The organism is Zhongshania sp., assembly GCF_041623545.1.
Classification (GTDB): Bacteria; Pseudomonadota; Gammaproteobacteria; order Pseudomonadales; family Spongiibacteraceae; genus Spongiibacter.
Window position 1 is genome coordinate 1 of record NZ_JBFJWS010000072.1, and the last position, 12,275, is coordinate 12,275.

The 12,275-nt window shown below is 51.3% G+C and carries 10 protein-coding genes and 1 pseudogene; 3 read left to right on the plus strand and 8 right to left on the minus strand.

Annotated features, from left to right (window positions below; translation table 11 throughout):
• Window positions 1-369 (minus strand): annotated as a pseudogene (locus tag ABYT30_RS09000) (acyl-CoA dehydrogenase); the annotation flags it as partial.
• Between the two features lie 25 nt (window positions 370-394).
• Entirely contained in the window at window positions 395-1,069 is a 675-nt protein-coding gene (locus ABYT30_RS09005; protein WP_373078389.1) for a histidine phosphatase family protein, read from the minus strand.
• A 115-nt stretch (window positions 1,070-1,184) separates the two neighbouring features.
• On the opposite strand from ABYT30_RS09005, the gene ABYT30_RS09010 reads away from it, so the two are divergent.
• Entirely contained in the window at window positions 1,185-2,120 is a 936-nt protein-coding gene (locus ABYT30_RS09010; protein WP_373078392.1) for a LysR family transcriptional regulator, read from the plus strand.
• Here the strand turns inward: ABYT30_RS09010 and ABYT30_RS09015 are convergent.
• Together ABYT30_RS09015 and ABYT30_RS09020 are read right to left on the minus strand one after the other, a co-directional pair.
• Window positions 2,101-4,557 carry a helicase HerA domain-containing protein gene (locus tag ABYT30_RS09015; protein ID WP_373096097.1) on the minus strand — a complete coding sequence of 819 codons (2,457 nt, stop codon included), beginning with the start codon at window positions 4,555-4,557 and terminating at the stop codon, window positions 2,101-2,103. The two genes, ABYT30_RS09010 and ABYT30_RS09015, sit on opposite strands and share 20 nt — an antisense overlap.
• A 194-nt stretch (window positions 4,558-4,751) precedes the next feature.
• Window positions 4,752-5,768, minus strand: a complete 1,017-nt coding sequence (locus tag ABYT30_RS09020; protein ID WP_373078397.1) for an AraC family transcriptional regulator ligand-binding domain-containing protein — start codon at window positions 5,766-5,768, stop codon at window positions 4,752-4,754.
• Window positions 5,769-5,939: 171 nt separating this feature from the next.
• On the opposite strand from ABYT30_RS09020, the gene ABYT30_RS09025 reads away from it, so the two are divergent.
• Window positions 5,940-6,983 (plus strand): AraC family transcriptional regulator ligand-binding domain-containing protein, encoded by a 1,044-nt coding sequence (locus ABYT30_RS09025; protein WP_373078400.1) that lies wholly within the window; start codon window positions 5,940-5,942, stop codon window positions 6,981-6,983.
• On the opposite strand, the gene ABYT30_RS09030 is transcribed toward ABYT30_RS09025, so the two are convergent.
• The 4 genes from ABYT30_RS09030 to ABYT30_RS09045 are packed head-to-tail and all read right to left on the minus strand — an operon-like array spanning window position 6,959 to window position 10,825.
• A complete protein-coding gene (locus ABYT30_RS09030) occupies window positions 6,959-8,098 on the minus strand; it encodes an acyl-CoA dehydrogenase family protein (RefSeq protein WP_373078401.1) in 1,140 nt (379 codons plus the stop codon). The two genes, ABYT30_RS09025 and ABYT30_RS09030, sit on opposite strands and share 25 nt — an antisense overlap.
• Window positions 8,099-8,116: 18 nt before the next feature.
• On the minus strand, window positions 8,117-9,316 hold the full coding sequence (locus tag ABYT30_RS09035; protein WP_373096099.1) for an acyl-CoA dehydrogenase family protein: 1,200 nt from the start codon (window positions 9,314-9,316) through the stop codon (window positions 8,117-8,119).
• Between the two features lie 50 nt (window positions 9,317-9,366).
• The gene (locus ABYT30_RS09040; RefSeq protein ID WP_373078406.1) at window positions 9,367-9,786 is read right to left on the minus strand and encodes an acyl-CoA thioesterase; all 420 of its coding nucleotides are present in this window, start codon (window positions 9,784-9,786) and stop codon (window positions 9,367-9,369) included.
• 49 nt (window positions 9,787-9,835) lie between these two features.
• Window positions 9,836-10,825, minus strand: a complete 990-nt coding sequence (locus ABYT30_RS09045) for an NAD(P)H-dependent flavin oxidoreductase (RefSeq protein WP_373096102.1) — start codon at window positions 10,823-10,825, stop codon at window positions 9,836-9,838.
• Window positions 10,826-11,087: 262 nt separating this feature from the next.
• Here ABYT30_RS09045 and ABYT30_RS09050 point away from each other — a divergent pair.
• Window positions 11,088-12,275 (plus strand): class I adenylate-forming enzyme family protein (locus tag ABYT30_RS09050; RefSeq protein ID WP_373096104.1); only part of this gene is annotated, 1,188 nt, incomplete at its 3' end.

Here is a 12,275-nt window from a genome sequence, read left to right on the forward strand (position 1 = left end):
ATCACGCTGAGCGTCAGTGGCGTACTTCATAAACACTTCCATATTGCCGGTGTCTGGCGCGTTACAGTTAAATACTTCCGGTGACCACAGAACGCGACCCATCAATTCCGCGAGGGGGGCGTAATCGGTAAAACTTAAGCCGCCATGCTCGCAGTACTGGGGAAACTCTTCAGGACAAAACAAATTCCACAGGCCCGCCGCCTTAGCCTTGAGCTTGAGCTCGTCCATTAGCGGTAAAATACCAAAGCGATTGCCCGCGCTATGCAATTGCTCGGCATAGGCTTTTTCATTTGGGTATATATTCTCGTTCATAAACGCACTCAGTTTAACCAGTAACTGCTGCGCTTTTTCGCTCTGACTCAAATTCATTTTCGTCCCCTCGCTATGACGTGTATTAGGTATAAGTTATTAATTGCTTGTGGACCGCTAGGTGCGGAACGGCATTAAAAGTATTTAAATGAAATCGTTCACCCTTTGTGAAGTAACGAGTAATCGCAGAGTTTTTCGCCTGCAGATTCAAATTCACCATGGTTTCGACATCCAGCTTAAGTGCCTCGCGCAGTACCGCACTAACCGGCCCACCCGACGTCACTACCAAAACTCGCCCGCTGACACCTGCTAGGCTCGCCATGGTGTCGCGTACTCGGTTCTCAAAACTCAGCCACGTCTCAGTAACATTAATTAATTCATCTCGGCTCCACGCCATCAGAGCTAGGCGAAGAGTACGATAAAAAGCCCGTGCGTCGCTCTGGTCTATTTCTTGGCTAGTGCGCGCCAAATACGCGGTAACCAAACTGTGAAAATCGTATTCATTTAGCCCCGGCAACGCCAGCGCTTCAGGCAAGGCGATGGCTGGCACCATCTGGGCAAAGACATCACGAACGCCCGCAAGAGTTTCTCTATGCCGGCGCATCGTGCCAGTAAAAACCGCGTCGAAGTTCGCTTCAGCGACGCCAAAATACTCGCCCAATAAGCGTGCTTGCTCCCAGCCGATGTCGGTCAGTCGGTCGTAATCATCGCTGGCAAACGCCGCCTGACCATGCCGAACCATCACTATCTCCGCCACCATTCGTCCTCACCTCGAATAAGAGCCTGATCATACGCAAAGCAATATCATTATTGAAATTAATAGTTGTTATGTACAATAATAAGCATTGCTTATAACTAAGAGCAGGTAACTGGGAATGATGGGAAATACCAAAATCGACCTCAATCTATTTGTGGTCTTCGACGCAATTTACTCCCAGCAAAATTTGACCAGAGCTGCAGGTGTATTACACGTTACTCAGCCCGCAGTGAGTAGTTCCCTAGCCAAGCTGCGCAGTATATTTGGCGACCCACTATTCGTTCGCAGCCCAAGTGGAATGAGCCCTACCCCGCTGGCGCGGCAATTGATTACTACGGTTAGGGAGTCCTTAAAGAGCCTCGACAATTGCGTGGCGGCGCGTATTGGCTTTGACCCTGCGACAAGCAATAGAACATTCCGTATTCACGCGACTGAAAATGCGGAACTTATTCTATTACCTGGGTTACTCAAACAACTCGTGATTCAAGCCCCCAATACAAATCTAGAAGTCGTTTTCATGGACCGCCGCGAGGTGCCCTTTGAGCTCGCTAGTGGCAATGTTGATCTCGCGATCGACGCCCCGCTACTCAGTCATCCCGAGCTCGTCAGCCAACCTCTATACGCTGACCCTTACTGCTGCGTTATGCGTAATTCCCACCCACTGAGCAAAGGCGCTTTCGGTTTAAATGAGTTCATTAACAGCCGTCACATCCATGTTTCAAGCAGACTAAGCGGCTCAGGCCACATTGATTTAGCACTGCGCTCAATAGGTCAACAGCGCCGAATCGCCCTGCGCTTGCAGCACTACGGCCCGCTGCCCGCGTTACTCAGTCAATCGGATTTTATTGCCGCCATTCCCAGTAGTATTGCTAAACAATGGCAGCTCAGTAGCCGCGCGCTGCCTTTTGAAGCACCAAAATTAGAACTGCGCTGGTTTTGTCACAAAAGTGTTAGCCACGATCCGGCTTTGATTTGGTTTGGCGAACTGCTAAGCCAAGTTCAACAACTAACAGTAAACAAAGCGACTGCGCCAATTAAAAAGCCGGCTCGGTAAATCCATCCGGAGCCTGCCAATAGGGGCGCCACAACAGGCCCAAGAGGGGAATATGAATATTACTTGCCATGGCACGAATGACCACTTCTTCCAATTGCTCTAGCTGACTATCCCACTGCTCTCCCATTGTCGCTAACTCTTGTTGCAGTGCGCGTTCCAACTCTGTTAGCTGGGAGCGTAAGGCCTCAGCATTTTCTTGGGCGTCCTCGACGTCTTGGCTTTCCTTACGAATCCGATTGGCCTTGCTCACTGCCGAGCCAGCGCGCCGAGCCGTACTGGACTTGCGACCGCCGCCAAAAAGCGCGCCGAGAATCGTACTACCAATAGACACCATGGTATCTAATTTTTGCTGGCTGGCCTGAGACTCCTCTCGCGCAATCGCTTGTTCCGCTTTGCGCAGGCGTTCTTCCAAGCGCTGAACCTTGGCCCCGTATTTATTCCGCAGTTTGCCCGCGGCAAGGTCGCGCTGTTCATTCCCTAGCGTTTGCAAACGAATCCGAAAATCACCCTCAGTCTCGCCAGGCTCAGAACTAAGTTTCAGTCTCGCGCTACGATATAGGATTAAACCGCGCTCAGTGCGAATATAACGTTTTAACTGTTTTTCCCACTGACCATAATTTTTGGCCTGTTCCAAACTTGGCGCAGGCACCCGAAAACTGGCCGCCTTTTCACCACGCTTACTAAGTTCATTGATATCGATTTTTAAGGTTTCAGCGTCGTGCCATTCAACACTCAACTGACGGTCATCAACATTTACACCCAGAACATACGTCTCGCTGCGTTCAATATTGTGTTTTTTACTACTAAACAAAACTTCCGCCGCCGCGACCAAACACGCCTGATAGCACAGTGTTGAATCAGTTTCGGGCGCTGCAATACTCGCGGCGAGGTAATACTGGGGGATATCAGGCGCTAAGCTCGGTTTTGCCATTGATAGCGGACTTACTGTGCTCGTGGGGACCCTAAGCTGCGCGGCAACTAAGGGCTTGGACTGACCGGCCGGCGTGTTCGCCTTTTCTTCGGTTAGTCGTTTTATTTGTTCGCGAGTTAAGGGACCGGCCAAATAACTCATAACCCAGCGCGTGGTGAACACCTCTAAATAGCCGTTAGCATGGACGTTATGCAGTAAAAACTGCCGCTGCCCGAGGCCACTCAGGGTCCGTTCAAGCTCGCTTTTTTCGACCACTTCGGTACCTGCCGCCGCCCCCAACAAACCATCCAGCACGCGCTGCTTATCGCGATCAGTTTGCAAGCGGCCAATAAACCAGGTGCCAGTATTGGAGAGCCCCTTATAGTCTAAATCCACGGGATTCTGGGTACTCAACACCACACCCAAACCGAAGGCCCGAGCTTGTTTAAGTAGTAATAGCAGCAATATTTTACTTGGCGGGTTGGCCGTTGGCGGCATATAGCCGAAAATTTCGTCCATATACAGGATCGCACGTAGACTCCCTGTGCCGGGCTGGGCGCGCATCCAGTTTATGATTTCACTGAGCAGCATGGTGACAAAAAACATGCGTTCGGTATCAGACAAATGCGCAATACTCATCACCGACACCCGCGGCTTGCCGGCCTCGGTATAGAATAATCGCCGGGCATCTAGCGGCACACCCTGCATCCAGGCTGCGAATCCCGGTGAGGCCAGCAGGCCATTCATACGCATAGCGAGGGCAAAGCGGTCTTTTGCCGGATAAACACTGTCGAGACTCATCACGCCAATGCGCGCAATTGGCGGATTTTGCACTGCGCCAATTAAGCCCGCAATCTCGAGCCCCTCACCCTTATCCCAATAATATTGAAGGATATTGGCGATCAGAATATGCTCGCGGCTGGTGAGGGGGTCGGCATCGAGACTCAATAAGGTCAGGATGCCCGTGGTCGTGGCCTGAATACGCTGGGCGTAGGCATCGTAATCCTCGCGAATTGCCAGAGACGGCGCCGTAAACGATTGCAGTACCGACACCGGTATTCCTGCAGAGCTGCCCGGCGTATAAATATTAATATCGGCGGCATCGCGCAGAGCCTGGATCCTGGCCAATGGTTGATCCCAGTCCGCAAGACCCTCACGCCACATTTTTGCCTGCGCTTCGGCATACTGCTGCTGACTCAAACCTTTGCTGGTGGCTGACTGGGGGTCGACCCACGGCGCCAAATCGCGGCCCTGCATCGCAGGAAAATTGAGCATGAGATTGCCCAAATCCCCTTTGGGATCGATGGCGATAACGGGAATTTTATCGATGGCAGCCTCTTCAATGAGACCCAAGCCCAATCCCGTTTTACCACTGCCGGTCATGCCGATAATAACAGCATGTGTTGTTAAATCTTTAGAGTGATAAAGAATCGACTCACGACTGGCTTCGCCTGAGGCAAGTATTCGTCGCCCTAGATAAAAAGCACCTAGTTTTTCATAGGCCTTTACATCATCGACTGCCGCCATGACTTACCCCAACAAATTTCCCAATGGATACGCGTCTTCACCATTAAATAACAAAGCGCTGCTATACAAAGTAGTTGGGATTCAGCCCAGAGACAAGCCACGCTGGGCGTGGCAAGGGAGTTGGCGCATTATTTAACGCCGGATAAGCCGCAGCTCAAAAAACAGAACATAGGACGACGGGCAAACGATCGGGCTCAATTCAAAATTTGCTGACTCATTCGGTAGCGCCCTGGCGCCTGTCCAAACCAGCGCTTAAACGCTTTTTGGAATGCACTTTGATCACTAAAGCCCAATTCAGCCGATATATCTAACAGGCCCATTTCGCTGTCGCTAATCAGCTTTTTCGAGCGCTGTTTGCGGGCATCGTCAACCAAGCCTTTAAAATTGGTTTCCGTGTTATTTAAGCGACGCTGTAAGGTCCTAGACGCCAAACCAAGTTCAGCTGCGACATCCTCAAGTTTCGGTACACCGTCAGGTAATTGACGAACAATACACTCCAAAACCTCTTTTACAATACGGTCTTCCATTTGCAAATTAGCGAGTTCAGCCCTTGCCGCTTGCACTAGTGAGCTATGAATTGCGGTATGTGGGAATCGCGTGGGCCTATCAAGAAAATGGTTATCAAAAACAACACAGTTAGCATTACTACTGTAATGTACCGGCGCCTCAATAATCGCCTCAATCTCCTGACAACTTGCCGGGCCACTGTGGCTAAAATGAATTTCACGTTTGCTGCACCAGCGATCGAGCGTCGGCTTATTAACGCGATACCAACTAGTAAAAAAGAACTCGACCAATTGCCGCGATGCCTGCTGGCGTGGCGGCACCTCCCAGCTTAGGCACGCGAGGTTATCGTCAAGTTGAGAATACTCTACGTCGCCGTGGTCAATGAGCAAACGAGAAAAATCCACCACTGCATGAACCGCCTCTCGCATACTTGGCGCACTCATGCCCAAATAGCTCACCATACCCCAGGCTTGTTTAGAACTGTGAGCACCAGCGTGGGCGCCAAGATAGGGGTCCTCGAGTAACTGGCTACCCGCATCGAGCATCATCTCAAACAAACGCAATGGGAAGCGGCCTTGCTCAGTAATATGCTCCTCGGGTTTTAGGCGCAATACTGCGTGCAATTGGCTTGGACGAACCCCCTGAGTGCTGAGATAAGCCAATAGACTGTCTAAATATTCAACACATACGGTAGGTAATCGCATAACTTTACCCTCTTTTTTTATCTATTTTTTTAGAGTGAGGCAGATAGCCAACGGCTTGCTTCTAAGCCGCAACAATAGAATACCAAGATTTACACAGGCCAATAGGTAATTTAATATCATTACCGGCCAAACTTTATTATCATTATCGTCCACGCCAACAGATATTCCGCAATGCAATTATTTGAACTGGAACATATGGGCCGACGTCGCCTAGCCACTCTAAAGGAATTACTGAAAACCAGCCACCCTGAAATTGATCGCAACAGCATAGCCGCGCGTCACGGCATACACGGTGACTGGAACTGCGCCGCAGATGACCAAAATAGTATGTGGGCTTTTTTACACGCGCTGCGCGAACTAAAATCTGGGCCGATCCCTGACATAGCGCTGCGCATTGGCGACCGCGCTCAACTCACCGACGCAGGTCTATTAGGTTATGCGGTATTGACCTCACCGACCATCATGCACGCCTCCAAACTCACCAGCCACGCACTAAATAGTTCACACTATTTAGTGCGAACACGACTCTCACTAAACGAAGAACTCGGCCGCGTCGTATTTTCTGTCGTTAATGAAGCTAAAGAGTTTCGCCAAGAATTATTTGAAATGAGCCTGCTCGCTGTCTGGCGCTGCACCCAAGTGATATTACCAAGCGGACGCGGCGCAATCCCCAGCTATGTGTCATTTAATTATCCCGAGCCGCCCCACGCCGACCAATACCGCGCCCTCTTTGGCTGCCCAGTAATATTCGACCAAGCGCACACCGTTCTCGCTTGGCCTCTGGCGTGGATGCACGCCCCCATCCCAACTGGCAGTGCAGAATTAATGCGCCAATGCACCTCAGAACTTGAGCAGGTACTTGGCGAAGGCTACCGGGGCAACAGTATCGTCGCCCGAGTAAAACGGAGTTTGGTGGAGCACCCGCAAACTTGTCTTTTTTCTTTAGACAGCACCGCACAGCTACTCAAGATCCATCCCCGTAGCTTACGTCGCTACTTAAGCGAGTCCAATACCAATTTTCGCCAGGTATGCTTGGAAGTCCGCATGGAACTAGCACAGCAATATTTAAGGGGCACCAATATGCCCCTCAAAGCGATTGCCTATCAACTTGGTTACCGCTACGCAAATAATTTTAATCGCGCGTACAGCGACTATTACGGTGAAGCACCTAAGCAACTACGTCAACGCCATCAAGCAGCGGCAAGCGCCCGCTGAGTTTGCAGCTGCGCCAAGTAAGTCAACTGATCGTCACGGTTACCACACAACAGGTCTATCACTGTTAGCCGTTTAAAATACGCGCCAACACTTAATTCTTCAGTCATGCCAATACCACCGTGAAGTTGCACCGCCTGCTGCCCCACATAGCGGCCAGCACTACCGATTTGCGCCTTAAGCATGGCGACCCGTTCACCAAACTCAACGCTGCCCTGAGCCTGATACGCCGCCCACATTAATGAGCGCGTTTTCTCACAGGCAATCATCATATCGGCTAAGCGGTGTTGTAATGCTTGAAACGTCGCAATCGGCACCCCAAATTGCTGACGGGTTTTGCAGTAATCCACGCTCAGCGCCAACAATTGATCCATTGCGCCTAGGCCGTCAGCGGCCATAATCAACAACGCCTCATTAACCACATCGCTTAAGCCGAGCTCAGCGTTGCCATCACTAAACAAGGCCGCATCTGCGCTCACCTCCACCTCAGTCAACTGAAACTGTCCAGCGCGCTGCCCATCGACCAGTGTCTGCCCTTGGATCTGAACGCCAACAGTGGCGGGGTCAAGTAAATAGGCATTCACACATCCCTCCTCACTCACTGCGGTCACAATCACTTTGTCCGCGGCCGCCAAGCCTAAAACAACTATTTTTTGACCGTTCAGTATAATTTTATCGCCTGCCTGATTTGACTTCGCGGTCACGCTAACAGTGAGCGGCTGGCCACGACTTGCACGCTCTTCCCACGCCAAACACAGTTTGAACTCTCCAGCGATTACCCGAGGTAACAAGGCTTCACGCATCTCGCGATTGTCTGCCCTGGCCAATAATCCACCCGCCAACACGACCGTCGCAATATAGGGCTCCAGTACCAAGCCACGGCCGAACTCCTCGGCAATTGCCATTAAAAAACCACCGTCGACGCCAAGGCCACCGTCGCTTTCTGAAAATGGCAGACCAAGCAGGCCCAGCTCCGCAAATCGCTGCCAGTGATCCTCGCTAAAACCCCGCTCACTTTTACACAACGCTAGGTGACGGTCATAGCCATATTGGTCCTGAACAAACTTCCCAAACATGTCCTTTATCTGAGTTTGTTCTTCATTGTATTGATATTGCATAAGGTCTCCTTGCAGGGCCTAGCCAGCCAGTATTGCTTTAGCCAATAAACTGCGCTGAACTTCATTGGAGCCGGCATAGATCGAGGCCGCGCGAGTATTAAGATAGTAAGGCATTGCAAGCATGTCGGACTCTTCGCCGAGGGCGGCAATGTCACTGCCCACGGCCAGTGCGGCGGTCTGCAAGGGCAAGGCGTCGATACCCACAATATCCAACTGAAGTTCCGAGAATTTCTGCATCACCTCTGAGCCAAGTATTTTCAGCATTGACGCCATTGGCCCTGGGTTTTCGCCATGTTTAAGATTCGCATTCACCCGCTTTTCAGTGTGTTCCACCGCGCGAATATCAATTTCTAATTCTGATAAGCGGCGCTGAATATGCACGTCATCCCCCACACAATAGCCCCTCGCATCAAGAAAGCTGCGAGCCCGCAATTTCTCTAGGGCCGGCACCAGCCAAGCACTATAGCTACTGCCTCCGCGCTCAAACTCCAGCACGTATTTCGCTACATTCCAGCCTTTGTTTTCTTCACCGATACGATTGCGTTTGGGTACCCGTACATCACTAAAAAACACCTCGCATTGTTCAGGGCAGCCATCTAGGCCAATAATCGGCCGCACCTCAATACCAGGCAAATTCATATCGAGTAATAAAAATGTGATTCCCGCTTGGGGCTTCCCAGCACTGCTAGTGCGCACTAGGGCAAACATTTTATTGGCGTAATGCCCGTAAGTGGTCCACGTTTTTGAACCATTGAGAATATAGTCATCACCGTCACTGTCGGCGCGGCATTTTAACGCGGCCAAATCTGAACCAGCGCCCGGCTCAGAATAGCCCTGACACCAGAAATCATCACCCGATAACATACCCGGTAAGAATTCGGCTTTTTGCTCGGCCGTACCAAAGCCCAATACCGCGGGGCCCACCATTTGCAAATTCTGCGGCAGCAAAGGTGGCACGCCGCGACGGTTACATTCTTGTGCAAAAACATAGCGCTGCTCGACATTCCAGCCGGTGCCGCCATATTCTTGCGGCCACGCCGGTGCTACCCAGCCCTGCCTATACAAAATTTTATGCCAATCCATTGTTTGCTTAAACGGCGCAAAAACACTGGTTGTTTTACGGCCCGCCTCTAAAATTTCTTCAGTCGGCGCGACCTGTAAGAATGCACGAATTTCCGCTCGAAATTCTTGCAAATGCTGATCTTCTGTTAACAACATACAAACTCCTGACTTTAAAAGCCCTCGCGTCAATACGACTGCGGTGTCAATTACGAGCGAGCTATGCGCAAAAAACCGAGCATCTCACTTTTCAAAACGTCATAAGTCGCGGCGGGAATCACGGTGACGTCACCGTCGCGAGCCAAGACGAGAACCATGACACAACTCCCGACCGCCATTAATTTACCCGCTTGGTAAAAACGACAACCTAAAGTGCAGCTACGCCGCGCCAATTCTGTAACGGACAATTCGAGGTCAACATCACTATGCGCAAACCCGCTATGTAGATAATCAAACTGAAGTGATTGCTGCTGCCATTCTGGCGTTTTATTGCCATGCTTAAATTCGACTAAGCACTCTTGCAAATACCCCTTTGCAGCGACTTCAAACCAATCACTAATGACAGCATTTTTTATGGCGCCACGGTCGTCGCATTCATTAACCCCGACAGAAAACTGCTTATTCCGCATAACTATTTACCCACTCACTCTGGCGGTAAGGTTTACTGGCGACAAGCCCTTATGCTGACTCAAGCAACATGCCGCTGAGGCGCTGGGCAATAATGCTTTCCGCTTCGCTCATCATTCGCGAAATCAAGACTTCGCAACTGGGAATGTCGTAAATCAGTCCCATGACCAAACCAGCGGTCCACACGCCGTCGTCGGTATCACCTTCCTGCAGCACCCGCTCGCGGCCACGAACGCCGGACACCAAGGGCTGTAGATCCGCAAAATCCGTCTGCCCATCGCGGCCCTCAATTTCAAGCACCTCCTTAGCCACCTGGTTGCGAAAAATCCGCGCGGTATTTTTAAGACTTCTAAAAATAAGCGCCGTGTCGAGTTCAGTGCTGTCCACCATTTTTTGCTTCACATTGTCGTGGACCGGCGCTTCTACCGTTGCCACAAAGCGCGTCCCCATATTGACGCCGTCAGCACCCAAGGCGAGTGCTGCGGCCAATCCACGGCCGTCACCGATACCGCCAGAGGCCAGCATTGGTATGTTGAGTTTAGACGCAGCACAAGGCAGCAAAACCATATTCGGCACATCGTCTTCACCGGGATGACCAGCGCACTCAAAACCATCAACACTCACCGCTGCACAGCCGATTGACTCCGCTTTTAAGGCATGACGGACCGAAGTACACTTATGAATAACCTTGATTCCCGCTTCATTAAATGCCGCCATATACTGCTCAGGGCTGCGCCCTGCGGTTTCCACCACTTTCACGCCTTCGTCTATAATGACTTGAACATACTCGTCATAGGGCACCGGATTAATCGTCGGCAACAAAGTTAAATTCACGCCAAAGGGTTTATTTGTCATGCTACGGCAGCGGCGAATTTCCTTGGCGAGGTCCGCCGGCGTCACCTGGGTTAAGGCAGTAATAATGCCCAAGCCGCCGGCATTAGAAACCGCCGCCGCCAAATCTGCGGTCCCAACCGCCATCATTCCGCCCTGAACAATGGGGTGCTCAATGCCCAACAACTCAGTAATTCTTGTTTTAATCATCATCTAATCCTAACGCCAAATTCTGCTATGTCGCATAGACCGCGACCCATACCGCAGAACTGTAAACACTCGCCCTTGCAAGGCACAGGTCGGGGCACGTCAGCGCTTGTCTATTTACGTCACGGCGCCACAAGCGCTGTAAGTATTGAGCTAAAAGACGGTGGCGCAGAATAACCACGCCTGACGTGGCATGCCCTAGTGGCTATGGCGCCGACACCGGAAAATAACGTCTTGAAAGAAAGCAGCCACCAAGAGGTTCACGATGCTTATCCACCAGATGATCGAATTCAATGCGATCAACCACCCTGAGCAAACTGCGATAAAATTTGGTGGCTACAGCCAAACCTATGCAGACTTTGACCGACTCGCCAACCGTCTAGCACATGGCCTGCTGGAACTGGGCCTTAAACCAAGTAGTCGCGTCGTTTTGCTAAGTAAAAATAATGCCCTATTCCCACTTCTCGCAACGGCCTGTATGAAAAGTGGACTGACCATAGTCCCCTTAAACTATCGCCTTGCGGCACAAGAAATAGCCTATATTCTGCGTGACTGTAATGCCGATGTACTGGTGTGTGGCGACGACGCCCTGCGTCATCTTGCCGAGCAAAGTGGCGCCGCTGTAGACATTCCCCATTGCTTTAGCCTTGCCCAAGGCGCAGACAATTGGCCAGCCTTAGAAAGCATATACAGTAGCAATAGCACTAAATTAGTCGCCCTCGACCACCATGAGCACTTGACGGCGGTGCAGATCTACACCAGCGGCACCACCGGCCACCCCAAGGGGGTAATGATTGGCTACCACCAGCTTTTAAGCGGGTATGTCATGACAAGCCACATAAGCCCGCGGCTGCAAGTTGCTCACAACTGCATCATGCCACTCCCGCTCTTTCACGTTGCCGGCTTTGCGGCCATGATGTTTTGGCTGGGTAATGGCTGTAGCATAGAATTGATCGCCGACTTTAATCCGCAAGCGGTAGTTGACTCGATTACCCGTAGCGACAATTGCGACATCGTTTTAGTACCGGCCATGATCCAAGCGATGATGGCCTTGGTTCCGAATATTCAAAACTACGACTTCAGCCCGCTAAAACGGATTACCTACGGCGCCTCACCCATTGCCATCGACGTTTTACAGCAAGCCCTCGCCATATTTAAATGTGATTTTGTTCAAGGTTTTGGCATGAGCGAATTGAGCTGTATGGTGCTGAGTTTAACCGCCAGCGACCATCGCCGAGCCCTCGCTGGCGAGCCGCACCTCCTGCGGTCCTGCGGACGGCCGCTACCCTGTGCAGAACTCAAAATAATTGATGAGCAAGGCAATGAACTCGCCACAGGCGAAACTGGGGAGTTACTCGTGCGCTCGCCCACCACCATGACCGGCTACTGGCAACAAGCGGAAAAAACTGCCACGACGCTCCAGGACGGCTGGTTGCACACTGGGGACGCTGGC

Bases quoted from the DNA above. Each gene is read 5' to 3' on its own strand.
- ABYT30_RS09020 (WP_373078397.1), bottom strand. From the start codon at position 5,768: ATGCGATTACCTACCGTATGTGTTGAATATTTAGACAGTCTATTGGCT.
- ABYT30_RS09045 (WP_373096102.1), bottom strand. From the start codon at position 10,825: ATGATTAAAACAAGAATTACTGAGTTGTTGGGCATTGAGCACCCCATT.
- ABYT30_RS09035 (WP_373096099.1), bottom strand. From the start codon at position 9,316: ATGTTGTTAACAGAAGATCAGCATTTGCAAGAATTTCGAGCGGAAATT.
- ABYT30_RS09025 (WP_373078400.1), top strand. From the start codon at position 5,940: ATGCAATTATTTGAACTGGAACATATGGGCCGACGTCGCCTAGCCACT.
- ABYT30_RS09010 (WP_373078392.1), top strand. From the start codon at position 1,185: ATGATGGGAAATACCAAAATCGACCTCAATCTATTTGTGGTCTTCGAC.
- ABYT30_RS09040 (WP_373078406.1), bottom strand. From the start codon at position 9,786: ATGCGGAATAAGCAGTTTTCTGTCGGGGTTAATGAATGCGACGACCGT.
- ABYT30_RS09015 (WP_373096097.1), bottom strand. From the start codon at position 4,557: ATGGCGGCAGTCGATGATGTAAAGGCCTATGAAAAACTAGGTGCTTTT.
- ABYT30_RS09030 (WP_373078401.1), bottom strand. From the start codon at position 8,098: ATGCAATATCAATACAATGAAGAACAAACTCAGATAAAGGACATGTTT.
- ABYT30_RS09005 (WP_373078389.1), bottom strand. From the start codon at position 1,069: ATGGTGGCGGAGATAGTGATGGTTCGGCATGGTCAGGCGGCGTTTGCC.